The organism is Mesorhizobium kamtschaticum (assembly GCF_056174585.1).
This window is the reverse complement of the sequence record NZ_CM149691.1, coordinates 5,926,474-5,946,610: the sequence shown is the minus strand read 5'-3', so window position 1 is coordinate 5,946,610 and position 20,137 is coordinate 5,926,474. Positions and strand designations below refer to the sequence as shown.

Below are 20,137 nucleotides of genomic sequence, written 5' to 3'. Positions count from 1 at the left end.
TTAGCCGTTGCTTCTTCGATTATGAGGATTGACTTAGGGTCAATCAGTACTCGGTTGAAAGAGCTTACCTCCTGTCTAGTCTCCTGCCACCAGCTGCCGGAGGGAACCGGCGGCGCGCTCAAAAGGGGCCAGACATCGGTTCCGGGGCGTCAACACGTAAAGGCGCGCCGACGGCAGCGCCGACAGGGAGAACTTCATGCTGAAAAACATGCTGAAGGCGACGGTGTTCGCCACCACCATGGCGGTAGCCGCCGGCGCATTCTACGCGCCGGCTTTCGCCGAGACCGTCTATAACAGGGGCACCGCCGCTGAATCGGAATCGGTCGACCCGCACAAGACCTCGACGGTCTATGAAGCGAATGTCTTGCGTGACCTGTTCCAGGGCCTGGTCATGCAGGACGAGAAGGCCAACCTCATCCCGGGCGCCGCCGAAAGCTGGACGGTATCGGACGACGGCACCGTCTACACCTTCAAGCTGCGCAAGGGCGGCCAGTGGTCGGACGGCAGCCCGGTGACGGCGGACGACTTCGTCTACGCCTTCCACCGGCTGGAAGACCCGGCGACCGGCGCCGAATACGCCTCGATGCTGTACCCGGTGAAGGGTGCGGAGGACGTCAACACCAAGAAAGGCAAGCCCGAGGACATGGGTGTCAAGGCGATCGACGCCAACACTCTGGAAGTGACCTTGAAGGCGCCGACACCTTATTTCCTGGAGATGCTGACCCATCAGGCGACCTATCCGGTCAGCAAGGCCTCGATCGAAAAGCTCGGCGCCGACTGGATCAAGCCCGGCAATCTTGTTTCGAACGGCGCCTATACGTTGGCCGAATGGGTTCCCAACGACCACATGAAACTGGTCAAGAATCCGAAATTCTGGGACGCCGCGACCGTCAAGTTCGACGTGGTGAACTACATCCCGACCGAAGATCGTTCGTCGGCGATGAAGCGCTTCGAGGCCGGCGAACTCGACAGCTATGACGATCTGCCGACCGAACAGCTTGCCGATCTCAAGACCAAGTTCGGCGACCAGATCCATGTCGGCCCGTATCTCGGCACCTACTACTACGCGATCAAGACCGACAAGGCGCCGTGGAACAACCCCGAGCTGCGCAACGCAATCTCGATGGCGATCGACCGTGACTTCATCGCCGAAAAGGTCTGGCAGAACTCGATGTTGCCCGGCTACTCGATGGTGCCTCCTGGCATCGAGGGCTACACGCCGGCAATGGCCAAATACGCCGACATGCCGCAGATCGACCGCGAGGACGCGGCCAAGAAGATCCTCGAGAAGCTCGGCTACACGCCCGAACATCCGCTGAAGATGGAAATCCGCTACAACACCTCGGAGAACCACAAGAACACCGCGGTCGCCATCCAGGAACAGCTGAAGCCGCTCGGCGTCGACGTCACGCTGCTCAACACCGACACCAAGACCCACTATTCCTTCCTCGAGCAGAAGGGCGACTATGACGTGGCGCGAGCCGCCTGGATCGCCGACTACAAGGATCCGGAAACCTTCCTCGGCATCTCGCGCAAGGCGAGCGGCAACAACTACTCGAACTACAACAGCGCGCCATACGAAGCGGCCATGGACAAGGCGGCCGCCGCCGGCGGCAAGCCTGAGGAGCGCATGAAGGAGCTCTCCGAGGCCGAGCGCATCCTCGTCGACGATGTCGGCCAGATTCCGCTGCTCTATTACAGCTACCACGACATCGTTTCCTCGAAGCTGCATGGCTTCGTCGACAATGTGATGGACGTCCATCCGTCGCGCTTCGTCAGCAAGGACTGATCCCTGGCCAAGCCGCCGCGCACTCGGTGCGCGGCGGTGATGGTTTGCCATCGCATCGGCCGGGAAGCGCAATCGATTTTCGGAAAATCCGGTGCGAAGATTTGAAGGCTGGAGCACAATCATCCGACTGGATGGGCGTGTTCCGGATCAAGTGGGGCACCGATGCTGCGATACGTATTCCGGCGGCTTTTGACCGCCATTCCAACGCTGTTCGTCATCGTGACGATGGCGTTCTTCCTGATGCGCGTCGCGCCGGGCGGGCCATTCAACCAGGAGCGGGGATTGAGCCCCGAGATCAAGGCCAACCTTGAAGCCCAGTTCGGCCTCAACGACCCGCTCTGGCTGCAATATGTCCACTATCTCGGCAATCTCCTGCGCGGCAATTTCGGCCCAAGCTACAACATGCCGGATTTCACCGTCACCGAACTGTTTGCCAAGGGCCTGCCCATTTCCGTCCAGCTCGGTGCCTCGGCGCTGATCCTGGCGCTGCTGCTCGGTTCAGTGCTCGGCACCATTGCCGCGCTCAACCAGAACAAGCTTGGCGACTATACGGTGATCGCCCTGGCGACGGCCGGCAGCACCATCCCGACCTTCGTCATCGCGCCGGTGATCCAGCTCCTGTTCGGGCTGACCTGGAAGCTGCTGCCGATCGGTGGCTGGGGCGATGGCGCCTTCGTCAACAAGGTCGGCCCGGTGCTCACGCTCGCTTTGCCGCAGATTGCCATCGTCGCCCGCCTGATGCGCGGCTCGATGATCGAATCGCTGCGCTCCCATCATATCCGCACTGCTCGTGCGCTCGGCCTTTCCGACTGGTCGGTGGTGGTCAAGCACGCCCTGCGCGGCGCCATCCTGCCCATCGTCTCGTTCACCGGTCCCGCCGCGGCGGCCTTGCTGACCGGCTCGGTCATCGTCGAGACGATCTTTTCCATCCCAGGCGTCGGCCGCTATTTCGTCGATGCCGCGCTCAACCGCGACTACACGCTGGTGATGGGAACGGTGGTGGTGATCGCCATCTTCACCATCGTCTTCAACCTGATTGTCGACGTCATGTACGCGGTCGTCGACCCGAGGGTGCGCTATGACTGACATCGCAGCCGCGGCGGCTCCCGCCATCGTTGGCCGTTCGCTCTGGGGCGATGCCTGGGCGCGCCTCAAGGCCAACCGCGCCGCCATGTTCAGCCTCTATTACCTTGCCTTGATCGGGCTCGTCAGCGTGTTAGGCCCCTGGTTCGTGCCGCATCAGTACACGACCATCTATGCCGACTATGTCCGCATGCCACCAAGCCTGTCGGCCTATCCGAAGCCGGACATGATTCAGGGAGCACTCACGGACGCCATCAAGCGCATGCGGGTCGACCTCAAGGAGTGGCATCAGGAAGGCAGCCGCGTTACGGTCACCGTCACCTCGACCAAGCCGATCGATGATCGCAACATCCGCTACCTCGACCGCTCCGATGCCTTTGACGACACCAAGATCGAGAACAAATCGCCCGACGGGCTCGAGGTGACGATGAGCACATCGGTCAAGCAGCAATATTTCCTGTTTGGCACCGACAACACCGGCCGCGATCTTCTCTCGCGCACGCTGATGGCCGGGCGCATCTCGCTCGCCATCGGGCTGCTCGCCGGCGTCGTGGCGGTGGTGATCGGGGTGATCTACGGCGCCGCCGCCGGCTTTTCCGGCGGCAAGATCGACGAGGTGATGATGCGCATCGTCGATGTGCTCTACTCCTTGCCGTTCATCTTCTTCGTCATCATGCTGGTGGTGTTCTTCGGCCGCAACTTCGTGCTGATGTTCCTGGCGGTCGGGGCGGTGCTGTGGCTCGACATGGCCCGTATCGTGCGCGGCCAGGCCCTGTCGATCCGCCGCCAGGAATATGTCCAGGCAGCGGAAGCCATGGGCGTCGGCCAGCGCGGCATTCTGCTGCGCCATGTCATCCCCAATCTGCTCGGCCCGGTGGTGATCTACATGACGCTGCTGGTGCCGCAGGTCATCATCCTGGAAAGCTTCCTGTCGTTCCTCGGTCTCGGCGTGCAGGAGCCGATGACCAGCTGGGGCGTGCTGATCTCGGTCGGCGCCAAGAACATCGGCACCGCCAACTGGCTGCTGTTGTTTCCCGCCTTCTTCCTCGTCTCGACGCTGTTTGCCCTCAATTTCGTCGGCGACGGCTTGCGCGACGCACTTGACCCGAGAGATCGTTGACATGGCCACTCCCGAAACGATCCTCAGCGTCAAGGACCTGCGCGTCCGCTTCCGCACGCTCGATGGCGCGGTCGAGGCGGTGAAGGGCATCAACATCCACGTCAATGCGGGCGAGACCGTTGCCGTGGTCGGCGAGTCCGGTTCCGGTAAGAGCCAGACGATGATGGCGGCGATGAGCCTGCTGGCCTCGAACGGCGAGGCGACGGGCCATGTCGACTATCGCGGCCGCAATCTGCTGACACTCAGCAAATCCGACCTGAACAAGGTCCGCGGCGCCAAGATCAGCATGATCTTCCAGGAGCCGATGACCTCGCTCGATCCGCTCTATTCGATCGGCAACCAGCTGATCGAACCGATCCGCCGGCATCGCGGCCTGAATGCCGCCGAGGCACGCGAGGAAGCGCTCAAGCTTTTACGCCTCGTGCACATCCCCGATCCGGAGCGGCGGATGAAATCCTACCCGCACGAAATGTCCGGCGGCCAGCGCCAGCGCGTGATGATCGCCATGGCGCTGGCCAACGACCCCGACATCCTGATCGCCGACGAGCCGACGACGGCGCTCGACGTCACCATCCAGGCGCAGATCCTGATGCTGCTCGCCGAACTGCAGCGCAAGCTCGGCATGGCCATCGTCTTCATCACCCACGACCTAGGCATCGTCCGGCGCTTCGCCGACCGGGTCTACGTCATGCGCCAGGGCGAGGTCGTCGAGGAGGGTGAGGCCGAAGCGATCTTCGTCAACCCGCAGCACGCCTACACCAAGATGCTGCTGGCGGCCGAGCCGACAGGCACCAAGGCGCCTCCGCCCGTCAATGCGCCCGTGGTGCTCGAAGGCCGGAATGTCGAAGTCACGTTCAAGATCGGCGGCGGGTTCCTTGCCGGTGAGGCGCTAATGCTGCGCGCCGTCGATGACATCTCGATCCGGCTGCAGCGCAACCAGACCATCGGCATTGTCGGCGAATCCGGCTCCGGCAAATCGACGCTCGGCCGCGCCTTGCTGCGGCTGCTGCCGAGCGACGGGCTCATTCGTTTCGGCGATCGCGACATTTCCCAGGCCGACCGGCAGCAGATGCGGCCGTTGCGGCGCCAGATGCAACTCGTCTTCCAGGACCCGTTCGGCTCGCTGTCGCCGCGCATGACGGTCGGCCAGGTCATCACCGAAGGGCTCTTGGTGCATGAGCCGAACCTGTCGCACAAGCAGCGCGACCAGCGCGCGGTCGAGGCCTTGCTTGAGGTCGGCCTCGATCCCAACGCCCGCAACCGTTACCCGCATGAATTCTCCGGCGGGCAGCGGCAGCGCATCGCCATTGCCCGCGCCATGATCCTGAAGCCGAAGATGGTCGTGCTGGACGAGCCGACCTCGGCGCTCGACCGTTCGGTGCAGAAACAGATCGTCGAACTGTTGCGCAAGCTGCAGGCCGACCACGAACTGTCCTACCTCTTCATCAGCCACGATCTCTCGGTCGTGCGCGCCATGGCCGACTACATCATCGTCATGAAACAGGGCAAGATCGTCGAAGAGGGGCCGACCGAGGCGATCTTCAGCAACCCGCAGCATATCTACACACAGACGCTGATGGCGGCGGCGATTGATGTCACGCGCTTCCGGCTGAGCGCGTGAGACGGCGCTTCAGGTAAAGGCAATCATCGTGGCGGCAACCATTCGTTCAGCCCGCAGACCTCGGGCATTTGCGCGCTCGCGCGGCGGCAATGGCATCCTGCTGCTGTTTCAGCCGGTCAATCCTGGCGGTCTCACGATTGGCCACTGCGGTTTTCACACGCGAGCCGCCAAGCAGCCAACGCGGAACACTGGTGTTGGCGACCTTGCCGCGGGTGATCGCGGTTTGTGAGATTTCACCGGCGTTGGTTCCCAGCGCGCTGTTAAGCTCGGTGCAGCTCATCGTGTCGTACTTCGCAGGGTCAGCCGTCCCGCTGAGGGAAGTGCAGCCCGCGACGACAAACAATATGAGCACCAGCGTGAGCGGGTAGGCAACGGTAGAAGGCAATTTCATCTTCCAACCTTGCTCCCGCGCCGCCCTTAGAGCAATTCCAGGAAAAGTGTGAAACGGTTTTCCCGGGAAAAGCGCGTAGCGCTTTCCCTAGGGAATTGCGTTAAAACAAAGAGTTAGAGCAGTTTCCGTGAAACGGTGAACTGCTCTAGCCATCCGAATGTTCCATGGAAGTAGAGCGGCTCGTTTGTCTCGTCAAACGGCATTCTTCGCCGGTGGGACCAGATCCGGCCGGCGCGGGGTTTTCCATAGCGCCTGGTATCTTGCCCCGTGGAGACGATACTGATTTGCTCGGGCAGGTGATAAGAGTTCGATCGAAGGGGCAATCACTTGGGACACAAGCATGCGTCGATGGTTCTTCTGATCACTTTAGCCCTACTGAGCTTGGGGTCACCGGAAGCCGATGCCCGTTTGAGGGTGACGGAGACGACCAAATACTTTGCTGTCTCTGGAACGTCCGTTCCAGAGCTGCTCGACAGCCTGAGGCGCGCGCATTCAAATTTTGACGCGGAAACGCACTGGGACGTTTCTGTCAATCACAACTGGAGGCAGTCTGGCAAAACATGCCGGATGACCAGCGTCGACGTTGCATTGAAGTTGACTGTGTTGTTGCCGAAGCTCGCCACCACCAAGGTTCCGCCTGACGTTCAGGTGAGGTGGGACAAATTCCTGGCTGGCGTGATCGTCCACGAGAATGGGCACGTAAAACTCTACAAATCGACGGCGAAGGATCTCGACAGAAGTCTCGGGGCACTCGCCCGGCCATGCGACATCTTTCTGCGCGATGCCGCTGCGGTGACCCAGGATGGTTACAAGAGAATGCAGGAGGCCAATGACGATTATGACGCCGAGACTGATCATGGCGTCAAACAGGGCGGGACCCTGTATTGATAGCCGTCACACCGCTTTATGAACATTTGGATTGCTGGCCGATGTGGGAACGTTCTCGGGCACTCGAAGTTGATCTCGGTCGAGTGTCTTAATTCAAATTGCTGGTAACGGAGAGAGCCCGTCTCGGTTGATGCCGGGGCGGGCTTTTCGTCGGCCACTGGCCAAGGGTCACGCTGCTTCGGCGATGAATGCGGTGGGAACACAACCGCCGAGCACAGCCTGGGCGATGTCAGTCTCATGGTCATCGACATGCGCGGTCACCAAAACGATTCGCTCGGCAACGCTCCGATCATCCAGCTTTGTGGCAGCCGTGATGACTGCACCGAGCAACCCGCCAGCACCGCCGCCGCAGATCGCGTAAATCAATGCTGTTGCCGATAGTCCTGCCGGAAGAGGATCGGCGCCGAAAACGATCATGGCGCTCAGGCAAGCCAATACCGCACCGACGGCGCCAAGGAGGACACACGGAGTTCTCAGAAACCCGACCTCGTCCTGGTAGGGCCCGATAATGGCAATCTGAACGCGAGGAACACCGACCGCCACCAACTCTCCGGCAACCCTGGCGGCTTCGGCATGGGACTCAAAAAGCTTGCTGATTGTTCGCATGGTCTCAGGGCGTCTTGTCGAGCAACGTGTCGGTAACGAAGGACGCGGCGATCAAATCGTCGCCACCGATGCTTCCTCGTCCGTCGACCATCATGGCCGCGACCTTTTGGAAGGTCTTCATTTCGCTCATGGTAATCCGGGCCTGCTGCATTCTGGACTTGAGGTCCGCTACGCGCGTCCCCAAAGCATCGGATCTTGTGGCCTCACTGCTAAGCATGGTGACGTTCATCCAGTTCCGCTTCCTCGTTGATCGTCCTCACGCCCAGCCAATCGAACAGGGCTGCAGCGCAAACGTTCCCTGGCTGGGCTTCGGTCCGGTATGACCCAGGACTTTAGTCTGGCCACAAAATGCAATGGTCTTACCTCTGGTGCTGTTCGGAACGGCCACTGTTCGCAGCCGTTGTCCGCTGCACGTTCAGGAGGGAGCTGATGGAGAAGAGTGTTGACTAGGCGCGCTGGTTGCTCGCGGTGGCCATCACTTTCATGGCGATTGGAATAGCCCTTGGCTGACCATCCGAGAGGTCAAGCAGGAATGATTTGCAGATTGGCGCAGCTACGTTCCTTCCTGCGCTGATAGGGTTCGCTCGCCGCGCCCGTGTGGCGAGCGAACCCTCGAGTTTCAGCAGCCCCAGCAGCTTGTATTCAAGCCAGTGAAGCGAAATTCCGCGAGCTTTTCGGAGAGGCCGAATGGCGTCGTATCCACACGATGGTTCGCTGATGGTGCCTTGTATCGGCACGCCGGATCACCAGCCACATTTCAGATTTTTTTGCCGGCAGGCCCGGCTGCAAAGAGCCGGGCCTCGGCGTCGATCAGTAATCGTTGTTTTCGATCACCACGGGGCGGCGGTGATGGTGCTTGGAGACGGAGCCAGTCACGATGACCGCATCCGGACGATGGTGCCGGCGACCATGATCGTAGAACGCAACGGTGCCATGGTGACGATGATGCAGGCGCTGGCCGTCCTCGTTGATGATCTTGACGTTGCTGTGGTGACGATGGTGGGTTTTGATAACGACATCGGCTTCGGCGGCCGAAGCGATAGCCGGCAATCCGACGGAAAGCGCCAAAGCGCACATGATCATTGTTTTCATTGTAATTTCTCCATTGCCCTGATTGGCCCTTCGTCGGAATAACTGCCGCTGGTCGCTTTGGTTCCGGGTTTCCCAAGGCAGCCGGAAAGACAATGGCAATTCGCAGGACGAGCGATCGCGTGCCGAGGGCTGAGAAGGAGCCGCCTCTCGCTCAGGGTACTTATAAAGAACGATGTGTCTCGACGCATCGGTCGTGCACGCATCGGCAACGCCGCGCCCAAAAACCCACCTCTCTCGATCCTTGCCATATGGCGGAACATTAGGCGTGCCTAATAGTTCTAGTCTTCACAGCAGATGCCGTGGTGTCTGCTGAAGATCAGCCGGCAAAGGGCTGGTCGGCCCGCGTTCTTCGCCAGAGGCGTGGGCTCCCCCAACCAATAGGAGAGAGATCATGAACAACATCATTTGGCTCGTTGGAGCGGTGGTTATCGTCATAGCGATATTGAGCTTCTTCGGCCTGCGCTAAGCTCGACATCAGACATGCCCATGGACCCTTTATCGGAAGATGACCAGCCGAAGCGGACAGTGCGAAAGCGCCGCAGGCCACCAGCCGAAGACCGAAACGATGGCGGGGAGTTCGTCGCCCCTTTTCCACCTGAAGACAGGAGCTTTCGCGTCTGGTTCCTGTCCAATGAAACAGGCATCAGCGTCGACCAGGCCAGCGAACTTGTGGACAAGATCGAGATGGATGGCGCGGCATTATTGAACGCCGCGCGGCGAATGAAAACTCACGCGCAATGACCGATAAACTGCAGCCGGCTACGTCGCCAGCGTTTTCAACAAGCCCACTTGTGTGGCGCGTTGGCGACAAAGCGAAGAGCTGCGCCGAGGAGGCAGCTCATCTCGCCGTATTTTCGGCTGTGACATCGGTTCGAGCGCCAAAGTCGGGATGCGCTAACACGTTGTTTTTCTGGTCGGAGTGGCAGGATTTGAACCTGCGACCCCCTCGTCCCGAACGAGGTGCGCTACCAGGCTGCGCTACACTCCGTGACCAGACCGCGGGCTTATAGCCGCCACACTTCATTCCTGCAAGCGGCAATGGCAGCACTTCTGTCGCATTTATCGGCTTTCGCCACGCAGGCCGCTGGCGCTCCAGTCAAATGCGCGCGCCCAGTCGGCAAAGCCGTGCCAGCGCACCTCGGGGAAGTCCCTGTGCAAGGCGGCGATATCGACGTCGTAGCCGACGCGGTCGAACCATTCGAACATCAGCGCCGCGTCCTCGCTCTGCTGGCGCGCGACAGCGATCGGGATTTCCTGATAGCGGATCGGGCGGCCGATGGCCTCGGACAGGATTTGCGCCTGCTCTTCGCCGGACAATTCGTCCCCGGCGAAATCGAAGCGCTTGCCGAACACCTGTTCCCGCCGTTCCGCAAGCGCGGCAACGAAGGCGCCGATATCGGCCAGCGCGACCAGCTGGAGGACGCGCTTCGGCGGCATGGCGAAGGCATGGGTGCCCTGGCTAAGCGCGTCGATCGACCATGGCGCGACGGCGTTCTCCATGAAGGCGACCGGCGCGCTGATCGTATAGGGAATGCCGAGTTGCCTGACATGCTGCTCGACCCGGTATTTGCTTTCGAAATGCGGAACGCCGGTCCGCTTGTCGGCATCGGCGACGGACGAATAGATCAGGTGTCCGATGCCGGCGGCCTTTGCGGCATCGGCGGCCAGGATCCCTTGGCGGGTTTCCTCTTCGAGGCCGGCCTCGTAGCTGTTGCCCATCAGGAACATGGTGTCGACGCCTGTTGCGGCTTTCACGACGGAGGCTGTGTCGGCGAGATCGCCGGCCACGATTTCGGCGCCTGCCGCCGCCAGTTGCCGCGCGGCTTCGCTGTCCGGCTTGCGCGTCAACGCCTTGACGCGATGGCCCCTGGACAGCAGGGCACGGGCAACAGCGCCGCCTTGCTGGCCCGTTGCTCCGCTCACAAGAATGCTTCGTTTGCTGGTCATCTCATTTGCTCCTTCTTGTTTGTCTGGAGCAAATTAGGCTTTGTCACATTGATGCATAATTGCCTATAATTGGAAAACTTTGTCCCAGTATTGAGCACAATGATCGACCTCAACGATGTCATCGTGTTTGCCCGCGTCGTTGAAGCCGGCAGCTTTACCGCGGCCGCACGCCTGCTCGCCATGCCCAAGACCACGGTCAGCCGCCGCGTCGCCGCACTCGAACGCGAGGTCGGTGTGCGTCTGCTGCAACGCACCACACGCAGCCTCAACCTGACGGACGCCGGACGTCTCTATTATGAGCAAAGCAGCCAGGGGCTGCGGACGATCGAGGAGGCAAATCTACGCCTCGCGGAGGCGAGGGCGGAGCCTTCGGGTACGATCCGCATTTCGGCCCCGGTCGGTTTTGGCGGTCACTTCCTCATCCGCGCCGTGGTCGAGTTTCTGGCGTTGTACCCGAAGACCAATGTCGAACTCCGCCTCACCGACGACAAGCTCAACCTGGTCGAGGACGGCATCGACCTCGCCTTCCGCACCGGGAGACTTGAGGATTCGACGCTGATTGCCCGCAAGATCGGTTCCACGCACAGGCTGCTCTGCGCCAGCCCCGACTATCTCGCCCGGTACGGAATGCCGGAAAGCCCAACCGATCTCGCTCGCCATCGATGCGTCATCGCGGGCCCGTCGGCCTCAGGCGCTCATTGGGTGCTGGATGGACCACAAGGCCAGGAAAGTGTCTTCGTCGCCGGGCGTTTCGCCGCCAATGAGATGCAGGCGGTGGTGGCGGCCGCAATCGCAAGCTTCGGCATCGCCCAACTGCCTCAGGTGATGGCCGAGGCGCTCATCGCGGAGGGACGGTTGCAACGCGTTCTCGATGGCTACACGACGCCCGAGGGCGGTCTATATGTTCTCTATCCAAGCAGCCGACACCTCTCACCCCTGGTCAAGGCTTTCATCGATCTCGCGGTCGAGCGGATTTCGAATCGGGTAAACACGGCTTAGAGGCATGTCTGCTGCCCCAGACCAATTTTTGAGCGAGATCCGAATGAGCCAGCGCATCGTCAGTTTTGTCATGAGCGGTGGCGTCGGCTCGCGGCTCTGGCCGCTGTCGCGCGAGGACAATCCGAAGCAGTTTCACGATTTTTCCGGCGATGGCTCCATGCTGGCCAAGACCTTGCGCCGGCTGACGGCAAGGCCGGCCGGGGAAACGCCGATCTTCCTGATTGCCTCCGAGCGCCATGCCGATCGTGTCCATGCCGACCTGGCCGGCCTAGATCTCGCCGGCGGCGGCCCGCTGTTTGAGCCCACCGGGCGCAACACCGCCGCCGCGATCGCACTGGCAACGCTGCGCACCCTGTCCGAATTCGGCGACAGCCTGGTCCTTGTGGTGCCGTCGGACCACGAAATATCGACCGCGGCGCTATTCTGGCAGAGCGTCGAGGCAGGCGCCGAGGCGGCGCACGCCGGCCGGCTTGTGGTGTTCGGCATCAAACCGACACAGCCTGAAACCGGCTATGGCTATATCGAGGTGGCGGGCACGCAGGGTGGCATCTTCGACGTCACGCGTTTCGTCGAGAAGCCGGACCTGGCGACGGCGCAGGCCTACCTCAAGGCGGAAAGCTTTTACTGGAACACCGGCATCTTCCTGTTTCGTGCCGCTGCCATGCGTGACGCCTTCGCCGCTTTCGAGCCCGACATCTGGCAGGCCACCGAAGCCGCCTACAAGGCGGCGACATCGGACCTGTCCGGCCTCTATATGCCGCTGGAACTCTATGAGGCCATCCCCTCGATCTCGATCGACTATGCCATCATGGAGCGGGCGCAAGGCATTGCCATGGTGCCGGCCGACTTTCGCTGGAACGATCTCGGCTCCTGGCAATCGCTGCTCGACGTCGGCCCGGCCGACGACCGCGGCAATGTCGTCATCGGCGATGTCGTCGCCATCGATTGCGAGAACTCCTACATCCGCAGCGACGGCCGCCTGCTGTCGGCGATCGGCATGAAGGATGTCGCCATCGTTTCGACCGCTGACGCAACTTTCGTCGCACCGGTCAGCCACAGCCAGCACGTCAAGAAGATCGTCGAACAGCTCGAAAAATCCGGCCGGCTGGAAACCAGGTTCACGCCGGCGCATGACCGCGTCATCGAAAGCGGCGCCTGGCGGCGGCGTGTGCACCACTGGCTGTTTCAGGAGACCTTGCCGCTGTGGTCGACATCGGGTGTGGACGAACGCCATGGCGGTTTCCATGAAGCGCTCGGTTTTGATCGCGCGCCGCTGATGAAACCCAAGCGCATGCGCACAATGGCCAGGCAGGTCTATGCCTTCGCGGTCGCCAGCGCGCGCGGCTGGGATGGTCCGGCCGACCGGCTGATCAGCCACGGTATCGAGTTCATGGTCAGAAATGGCCGCACCGACAAAGGCGGCTGGGTGCGCACGCTGCATGTCGACGGCTCCGTCGCCGACGCTACAGAGGATGCCTACGACCATTCCTGCGTGCTCCTGGCGCTGGCGCATGCGCATATGTCCGGCAATCCCGATGCCTTGCGGCTCGGTGAGGAAACCTTCGCCTTCCTCGATGCCCATCTCGAGGATCATCGCATGACCGGCTTCCTCGAAACGTCGGACGGCGAGGGCGAGCGCCGCTCCAACCCGCATATGCATCTGCTCGAGGCGTTCCTCGCCTGGCACCAGGCAACCGGCGAGCGTGCTCATCTGCGCCGTGCGGCGCGCATCATCGATCTCTTCCGCAGCCATTTCTTCGACCGGGAAAGCTGGACGCTGGGCGAATATTTCGATGATGAATGGAAGCCGTCAGCGGGCGATAAGGGCGCCTGGACCGAGCCCGGCCATCACTTCGAATGGGCTTCGCTGCTTGTCGATTTTGCCGGCCGCAGCGGCCAGGCCGAACTGAGCGGCTTCGCCCGAAAGCTCTATGCCTCGGCCATCGCCAATGGCCTCAACCGCGCCACCGGCCTTGCCTATGGCGCCGTCTCCCGGCAGGGGCTGCCGCTGGACCTGATCTCGCGCAGTTGGCCTCAGGCCGAAGCGGTCAAGGCGGCGATTGCGCTGGACGGTTCGGGCGGACCCGATCTCAAGCCGGAGATCGAGGAACGCGTCGGCCGGCTGTTCCGCTGGCACATCGACCCGGCCCCGCTCGGCCTGTGGATCGACCGCATCGACGAACGCGGCCGTTCGTTGGCGACCGACGTGCCGGCAAGCATCTTTTATCACCTGGTCTGTGCGTTGACCCAGTATCTGGATGGGACGGCGAAGAAGGCGGCCTAAGCTCGGCTCAATACGGGCTCGCCACATCCCCGGTCTCGACATAGATCGACTTCAGCTGCGAATAGAGCGCCAGTGCCGCAAGCGAATTTTCACGGCCGATGCCTGACTGCTTGAAGCCGCCGAAGGGGATTTCCACCGGTGTCAGATTGTAGGCGTTGATCCAGCAAGTGCCGGCCTGCAGCTCGGCGATGACACGGTGGGCGCGCGGCAGGTCGCGGGTGAAGACGCCGGCGGCAAGGCCGAATTCGGTGTCGTTGGCGCGGTCGATCACCTCGTCCTCGCCATCGAATTTCAGCACGCTCATGACCGGCCCGAAAATCTCCTCGCGCGCGATCCGCATATTATCGGTGACGCCTGTGAAGACCGTCGGCTCGACGAAGAAGCCGCCGTCAAACCCCTGCAGCGAAGGCACGTTGCCGCCGCAGGCCAGTGTGGCGCCGTCCTGCTTGCCTATCCCGATATAGCCGACCACCTTGTCGTGCTGTGCCTTCGACACCAGCGGCCCCATCTGCGTTTCGGGGTCGAGTGGATCGCCGATGCGGATCTTTTTCGTCCGCTCGACCAGACGGTCGACAAAGCGGTCGTGAATGCCGCTCTGCACGAAGACGCGCGTACCGTTGGAGCAGATCTGGCCGGTCGAGTAGAAATTGCCGAGCATGGCGCCGCCAATGGCGTTTTCGATGTCGGCGTCGTCGAAGACGATCAGCGGCGACTTGCCGCCGAGCTCCATCGTCGCATGCTTCATCTTCGAGCCGGCGAGCGACAGCACCTTGCGGCCGGTTGGAACCGAGCCGGTCACCGAAACCTTGGCGACGACATCGTGGCCAACGAGGCCTGCACCGACATCGCCATAGCCTTGCACGACGTTGAACAGCCCGTCCGGCAGTCCGGCCTCGCTGTAGATTTCGGCCAGCGCCAGCGCTGATAGCGGTGTGTTTTCCGATGGCTTGAACACCATGGCGTTGCCCATGGCGAGCGCCGGTGCCGATTTCCAGCCGGCGATCTGGATCGGATAGTTCCAGGCGCCGATGCCGACGCAGACGCCAAGCGCCTCGCGCCGCGTGTAGGCAAAGGGCCCGCCGAGGTCGATGGATTCGCCATTGTAGGCGGCGACCGCGCCGCCGAAATACTCAAGACAGTCCGCAGCCGAAGGCGCATCCGCAACCAGCGTTTCCTGGATTGCCTTGCCGGTGTCGAGCGTCTCGATGCGGGCGAGATCGGCATTGCGGGCGCGCAAAATGTCGGCGGCGCGGCGCAGGATGCGGCCGCGCTCGACCGGCTTCAGCCGCGCCCAGGCCGGCTGCGCGGCCCGTGCGGCCTCGATGGCGAGCTCCAGCACGTTCGGCGTCGCCGAATGCAGGGTGGCGATGACCTCGCCGGTTGCCGGATAGATCACCGGCAGCGGCGCGCCGCCTTCGTCCTCTATGTAGCGTCCGTTGACATAGTGCGATGCCGTGGGTTGGGCGCGCATGGGAAGTCTCCAAATTGTCTTTCGCGGCATGCGGATCGTGCAGTCACACGATCATGGCCTATCTGTCGGACAGCTGCCAGCGCGGATTGATCCATGGTTCCTGGTTGGACGGCGCCAGCGGCGTGCGGCCGAGAATGTGGTCGGACGCCTTCTCACCGGTCATGATCGAAGGCGCATTGAGATTGCCGTTGGTGACACGCGGGAAGATCGAAGAGTCCGCGACCCGCAAGCCGTCGACGCCGATGACCCGGCATTCCGGGTCGACGACACTCATCAGATCGTCGGCGCGGCCCATCCTGCAGGTGCCGCAGGGATGGTAGGCGCTCTCGGCATGGTCGCGAATGAAGATGTCGAGATCGTCGTCCGACTGCACATGGCTGCCCGGCGAGATTTCCTTGCCGCGATAGGCGTCGAAGGCCGACTGGCCAAAGATTTCGCGAGTCAGCCGGATGCAGTGACGGAACTCGGTCCAGTCGTCCGGATGCGACATATAATTGAAGCGGATCACCGGTGTCGCCTTGGGGTCTGGCGAGCGCAGCGTCACCGAGCCGCGCGACTTCGAGCGCATCGGCCCGACATGCGCCTGGAAGCCATGTGACTTCGCCGCAGCCTTGCCGTCATAGCGCACCGCCGCCGGGATGAAGTGATACTGGATGTCCGGATAGTCGACGCCGGCGCGCGAGCGCACGAAAGCGGCCGCCTCGAAATGGTTGGTGGCGCCGAGCCCGGTTTTGAAGAACAGCCACTGCGCCCCGATCAGTGCTTTCGAGAACGGGTTCAGCACCGAATTCAGCGTGATCGGCTTGGTCGATTCCTGCTGGATATAAAGCTCCATATGGTCCTGCAGATTGCGACCGACGCCGGGCCGGTCAGCGACCACGGCAATGCCGTTTTCGCGCAAATGCTCGGCCGGTCCGATGCCCGACAGCATCAGGATCTTGGGCGAATTGATCGACGACGCGGCGACGATCACCTCACGTCGCGCCTTAACGACTTGAATCTGTTTATGAGCTTCGATCTCGACGCCGACGGCGCGTTGATTCTCGATGATCACCCGGCGAGCGAAACCCTTGAGCAGGCTAACATTCTTGCGTTTGAGAGCCGGCTTCAGATAGGCCGATGCCGCCGACCAGCGGCGGCCGCCACGGATGGTTTGCTCCATCGGCCCAAAGCCTTCCTGCTTGGCGCCGTTGTAGTCGTCGGTCAGTTCGAAGCCGGCCTGGCGGCCGGCCTCAACGAAGGCGCCATAGAGCGGATTTTTACGCGGACCGCGCTGCACATGCAGCGGCCCGCCGTGGCCGCGCCAGCCATCCTCGCCGCCGTCATTGTCCTCCATGCGCTTGAAATAGGGGAGCACGTCGGCGAAGCCCCATCCCGTCGCACCTTCTTCGGCCCAGTGGTCGAAGTCGCGGGCATGGCCGCGCACATAGACCATGCCGTTGATCGAGGACGAGCCACCGATCACCTTGCCGCGCGGGGTCGCCAGCACGCGGCCGCCGAGATACGGCTCCGGTTCGCTGGCGAAGCCCCAGTCGTAGAGGCTCATGTTGAGCGGGATCGACAACGCCGACGGCATCTGGATCAGCGGCCCGATATCGCTGCCGCCGAATTCGATGACGATGACCGAATGCTTGCCGTCCTCCGACAGGCGATAGGCCATTGCCGAGCCGGCCGAGCCGGAGCCGATGATGACAAAATCCGCTTCAAGCATGGTTCATATGCGCCATAAAATCGGCGAGCGAGACATTGCCGCCGGTAGCCACAACAAGGACGGTCTTGTCCTTCACATCCACTTTGCCGCCGAGCAGTGCGGCGAGCGACGCAGCACCAGACGGCTCAAGCACCAGCTTCATCCGCTCGAAGGCGATCCGCATGGCGCTGCGCACCGATTGATCGTCAACGGTGATGCCGCGAACGCCGGCGGTCTTGACCGCCGCGAACGGCGCATCACCTGGCCGTCGCGACATCAGCCCGTCGCAGATCGACTTCGGCCCGATCGGCATTGTCTCGATGCTGCCATGCGCCAATGACGAACCCATGCCATTAAAACCTTCCGGCTCAACGCCGATGATCTCGGTCGAGGGCGACAGATAGTGGAAGGCGAGCGAAACGCCGCCAATCAGTCCACCGCCGCCGACCGAGCAGAACAACAGGTCGGCGCTGGCGTCCTTGGCCTCGAGCTGGTCGAGCGCTTCAAGGCCGGCGCCCGCCTGGCCGGCGACGATCTCCGGATCGTCGAAGGGATGCAGCAGGGCCAGACCTTCGGTCTGAGCGATCTCGCGCGCCTTGGCGGCCGCGACCTCTTCGCGCGCGCGATCGCCATGGTCGGTCAGCACGACGCGCGCGCCATAGCCCGCCGTCGCGTCACGCTTGGCGGCCGGCGCATCGATCGGCATGACGATGGTGACCGGAATGCCGAGCGCCTGGCCGGCGGCGGCGAGCCCTTGCGCGAAATTGCCGGAGGAATAGGCGACGACACCCTTTTTCGCCTCGTCGGCCGAAAGCTGCTTTAAACGCCAATAGGCGCCGCGCACCTTGAACGATCCGGCCCATTGCAGCGATTCCGGCTTGATGAAGACGCGGGCCGCTCCGGTCTCCCGGGCGAGCGCGGCCGATTCCAGCAGTGGCGTGATCTGCGTCGCCCTGGAGGTGACGGCATAGGCCTGCTTGAGATGGTCAAGGGAGGGGACGAGAAGGTCTGCCATCATTCGCCTCGCGGATACCGTTTGCTCTCTTCGAGATTGTCGAGATTCATGTGATTGCGCATATAGCGCTCCGACGCCTTCTGCAGCGGCTGGAAATCCCAGGGGTAGTAGGCGCCATTGCGCAGCGCCGGATAGACGATCCAACGGCGCGCCTGGCTTTCGCGCACGGCGGCGTCGAAGCCGGCCATGTCCCAGCGTGCCCGGACCTTGTCCATGAACGCTGCGACCAAGGCTGCGTTTGCCGGATCGTCGGCGAGGTTGTCGCGCTCGAGCGGATCGGTTTCGAGATCGAACAGTTGCGGCGCGTCGAGTTCGCAATGGACGAATTTGTACTTGCTCTCGCGGATCGCCACCATCGGCGCATAGGAGCCCTCGGCGGCATATTCCATCAGCACCGGTGCCGAACGCTCCTTGCCGTCGAGAAGCGGCAACAGCGACTGGCCATCGGTCCATGGCACGATCGCGCGGATGTCGATGCCAGCGAGGTCGCAAAGCGTCGGCGTCACGTCGAGATTGGAGACCGGCGCCTCGACCAGCCCAGCCGGCACGCCCTTGCCGGCGATCAACAGCGGCACCCGCGCCGAACCCTCGAAGAAGCTCATCTTGAACCACAGGCCACGCTCGCCCAGCATGTCGCCATGGTCAGAACAGAACAGGATGATTGTGTCGTCGAGCATGCGCGTGCGGCCGAGAACGTCCAGCAGCTCGCCGAACTTGTCGTCGACATAGGAGATGTTGGCGAAATAGCCGCGCCGCGAACGGCGCGCCTGCTCAGGCGTGATCTCGAACGAGGGATAGTCGCTGGCATGGTACAGCCGCTGCGAATGCGTGTCCTGCTCGTCATGCGCGATGAACCCGGTTTCCGGGTCCAACGCTTGGCAGTGTTTGTAGAGATCCCAGTATTGCTTGCGCGCGACGTATGGGTCGTGCGGGTGCGACAGCGAGACGGTGAGGCACCACGGCCTGAGGTTCGCATCGTCCTGTTCGCGCGAAAGCTGATAGAGCTTCTGCGTGGCCAGGAACACGACCTCGTCGTCATACTCCATCTGGTTGGTGGTCTCGGCGACGCCGGCGCCGGTCACCGAGCCGAGATTGTGATACCACCATTCGATGCGCTCGCCGGGCTTGCGGTAGTCCGGCGTCCAGCCGAAATCGGCGGGATAGATGTCGGTGGTCAGCCGCTCCTCGAAACCATGCAGCTGATCCGGCCCGACAAAATGCATCTTGCCCGACAGGCAGGTGTAATAGCCGGCGGCGCGTAGATGATGGGCGAAGGTCGGGATCGATGAGACGAATTCGGCGGCATTGTCATAGACCCCGGTGCGCGACGGCAACTGCCCGCTCATGAACGAGGCCCGGCCCGGCGCGCAGAGCGGCGAGGCCGTGTAATTGTTGGCAAAGCGCGCCGAGCGCGCGGCCAGCGCTTTCAGATGCGGCACATGCAGGAAGTCCGCCGGTCCGTCGGGGAACAGCGTGCCGTTGAGCTGATCGACCATGACGATCAGGAAATTGGGTCGCTTGGTTGTCACTGTTTATGCCGCTCACCGAGTTTGGTTTCGAGATAGTCCTCGACCAGCGCGATCGCGGTCGCGGCGTCGGGCACGCCGTCCTTCAGCGCCCGCCTGATGTAGAGCCCGTCGATCATCGCCGCTGTCGCTTCGGCGGCGCGGTCGGCCTCTGCCCTGGGCAGGATGCCGGTCAGCCCGCTCATCAGGTTCGAGTGCAGCCGTCTTGCATAGACCCTGAGCAACCGGCGCAACGCCGATGACTTCTGCGCCTCGACATAGAAGGCGAGCCAGGCGGCGATGGTTTGCGGCTGGAACTGGATGTCGGAGAAGTTGACCGCGACCACGGCCGAGACGCGTTCGCGCGGGGACGCGGCGGATTGCAGGGCGCGGCGCATATCGATGGTCAGTTCGGCAAGGATGTGCCGCATCGTTGCCAGCAGCAGCTCGTCCTTGGCGCCGAAATAATGATGGGCAAGCGCCGACGACACGCCGGCACGTCCCGCGATCTCGGACATGGTCACGTCGAGCGAGCCGCGCTCGCCGATCGCCGAGATCGTCGCGTCGATAAGCGCCTTGCGGCGCAGTGGCTCCATTCCGACTTTTGGCATGTCGTTCCCGATTTTTGCGCGGAGA

Annotated in this window: 18 protein-coding genes and 1 tRNA gene; 9 read left to right on the top strand and 10 right to left on the bottom strand. The window is 62.4% G+C overall.

Annotated elements, in window-relative coordinates:
* Positions 1-196 precede the first annotated feature (196 nt).
* The 4 genes from AC0V7N_RS29680 to AC0V7N_RS29665 all read left to right on the top strand — a co-directional run bounded on the left by AC0V7N_RS29680 (position 197) and on the right by AC0V7N_RS29665 (position 5,613).
* Positions 197-1,789, top strand: coding sequence for a peptide ABC transporter substrate-binding protein (locus AC0V7N_RS29680; RefSeq protein WP_475451743.1), 1,593 nt, complete (start codon positions 197-199; stop codon positions 1,787-1,789).
* Positions 1,790-1,951: 162 nt separating this feature from the next.
* Complete coding sequence (locus AC0V7N_RS29675; RefSeq protein ID WP_475451742.1) at positions 1,952-2,875, top strand: ABC transporter permease subunit; 924 nt, start codon at positions 1,952-1,954, stop codon at positions 2,873-2,875.
* Positions 2,868-3,992 (top strand): ABC transporter permease, encoded by a 1,125-nt coding sequence (locus AC0V7N_RS29670; RefSeq protein WP_475451741.1) that lies wholly within the window; start codon positions 2,868-2,870, stop codon positions 3,990-3,992. The genes AC0V7N_RS29675 and AC0V7N_RS29670 overlap by 8 nt, the downstream gene beginning before the upstream one ends.
* Position 3,993: 1 nt before the next feature.
* Positions 3,994-5,613 (top strand): ABC transporter ATP-binding protein, encoded by a 1,620-nt coding sequence (locus tag AC0V7N_RS29665; RefSeq protein WP_475451740.1) that lies wholly within the window; start codon positions 3,994-3,996, stop codon positions 5,611-5,613.
* A gap of 46 nt (positions 5,614-5,659) precedes the next feature.
* Here AC0V7N_RS29665 and AC0V7N_RS29660 read toward each other — a convergent pair whose 3' ends face one another.
* Positions 5,660-6,004 carry a hypothetical protein gene (locus AC0V7N_RS29660; RefSeq protein WP_475451739.1) on the bottom strand — a complete coding sequence of 115 codons (345 nt, stop codon included), beginning with the start codon at positions 6,002-6,004 and terminating at the stop codon, positions 5,660-5,662.
* Positions 6,005-6,352: 348 nt separating this feature from the next.
* Here AC0V7N_RS29660 and AC0V7N_RS29655 point away from each other — a divergent pair, with 348 nt between their 5' ends.
* Positions 6,353-6,892, top strand: a complete 540-nt coding sequence (locus AC0V7N_RS29655; RefSeq protein WP_475451738.1) for a DUF922 domain-containing protein — start codon at positions 6,353-6,355, stop codon at positions 6,890-6,892.
* 168 nt (positions 6,893-7,060) lie between these two features.
* Here the strand turns inward: AC0V7N_RS29655 and AC0V7N_RS29650 are convergent, their stop codons facing one another.
* On the bottom strand, positions 7,061-7,498 hold the full coding sequence (locus AC0V7N_RS29650; protein WP_475451737.1) for a hypothetical protein: 438 nt from the start codon (positions 7,496-7,498) through the stop codon (positions 7,061-7,063).
* Positions 7,499-7,502: 4 nt separating this feature from the next.
* Positions 7,503-7,727, bottom strand: coding sequence for a hypothetical protein (locus AC0V7N_RS29645; RefSeq protein ID WP_475451736.1), 225 nt, complete (start codon positions 7,725-7,727; stop codon positions 7,503-7,505).
* Positions 7,728-8,185: 458 nt separating this feature from the next.
* Between AC0V7N_RS29645 and AC0V7N_RS29640 the strand changes: the two genes are divergently transcribed.
* Together AC0V7N_RS29640 and AC0V7N_RS29635 are read left to right on the top strand one after the other, a co-directional pair.
* A complete protein-coding gene (locus tag AC0V7N_RS29640; protein WP_475451735.1) occupies positions 8,186-8,632 on the top strand; it encodes a hypothetical protein in 447 nt (148 codons plus the stop codon).
* 438 nt (positions 8,633-9,070) lie between these two features.
* The gene (locus AC0V7N_RS29635) at positions 9,071-9,331 is read left to right on the top strand and encodes a hypothetical protein (protein ID WP_475451734.1); all 261 of its coding nucleotides are present in this window, start codon (positions 9,071-9,073) and stop codon (positions 9,329-9,331) included.
* Between the two features lie 170 nt (positions 9,332-9,501).
* Here the strand turns inward: AC0V7N_RS29635 and AC0V7N_RS29630 are convergent.
* A tRNA-Pro gene (locus AC0V7N_RS29630) sits at positions 9,502-9,578 on the bottom strand.
* Between the two features lie 71 nt (positions 9,579-9,649).
* Positions 9,650-10,537: an NmrA/HSCARG family protein gene (locus AC0V7N_RS29625; RefSeq protein WP_475451732.1), complete on the bottom strand. Its 888-nt coding sequence runs from the start codon at positions 10,535-10,537 to the stop codon at positions 9,650-9,652.
* Positions 10,538-10,636: 99 nt separating this feature from the next.
* Here AC0V7N_RS29625 and AC0V7N_RS29620 point away from each other — a divergent pair, with 99 nt between their 5' ends.
* Positions 10,637-11,536, top strand: coding sequence for a LysR family transcriptional regulator (locus AC0V7N_RS29620; RefSeq protein WP_475460544.1), 900 nt, complete (start codon positions 10,637-10,639; stop codon positions 11,534-11,536).
* Between the two features lie 43 nt (positions 11,537-11,579).
* Positions 11,580-13,820 carry an AGE family epimerase/isomerase gene (locus tag AC0V7N_RS29615; protein ID WP_475451731.1) on the top strand — a complete coding sequence of 747 codons (2,241 nt, stop codon included), beginning with the start codon at positions 11,580-11,582 and terminating at the stop codon, positions 13,818-13,820.
* A 7-nt stretch (positions 13,821-13,827) separates the two neighbouring features.
* Here the strand turns inward: AC0V7N_RS29615 and betB are convergent, their stop codons facing one another.
* Genes betB through betI form a run of 5 tightly spaced genes read right to left on the bottom strand, consistent with a single transcriptional unit; the run spans position 13,828 to position 20,112 of the window.
* Positions 13,828-15,291, bottom strand: a complete 1,464-nt coding sequence (betB, locus tag AC0V7N_RS29610) for a betaine-aldehyde dehydrogenase (protein WP_475451730.1) — start codon at positions 15,289-15,291, stop codon at positions 13,828-13,830.
* A 58-nt stretch (positions 15,292-15,349) separates the two neighbouring features.
* A complete protein-coding gene (betA, locus tag AC0V7N_RS29605) occupies positions 15,350-17,002 on the bottom strand; it encodes a choline dehydrogenase (protein WP_496627450.1) in 1,653 nt (550 codons plus the stop codon).
* Positions 16,995-17,999: a threonine/serine dehydratase family protein gene (locus AC0V7N_RS29600; RefSeq protein WP_475451729.1), complete on the bottom strand. Its 1,005-nt coding sequence runs from the start codon at positions 17,997-17,999 to the stop codon at positions 16,995-16,997. The genes betA and AC0V7N_RS29600 overlap by 8 nt, the downstream gene beginning before the upstream one ends.
* Positions 17,996-19,525 (bottom strand): choline-sulfatase, encoded by a 1,530-nt coding sequence (gene betC, locus AC0V7N_RS29595; protein WP_475451728.1) that lies wholly within the window; start codon positions 19,523-19,525, stop codon positions 17,996-17,998. Before betC ends, AC0V7N_RS29600 begins: the two co-directional genes overlap by 4 nt.
* Entirely contained in the window at positions 19,522-20,112 is a 591-nt protein-coding gene (gene betI / locus AC0V7N_RS29590; RefSeq protein WP_172230949.1) for a choline-binding transcriptional repressor BetI, read from the bottom strand. The genes betC and betI overlap by 4 nt, the downstream gene beginning before the upstream one ends.
* Between the last annotated feature and the right edge of the window lie 25 nt (positions 20,113-20,137).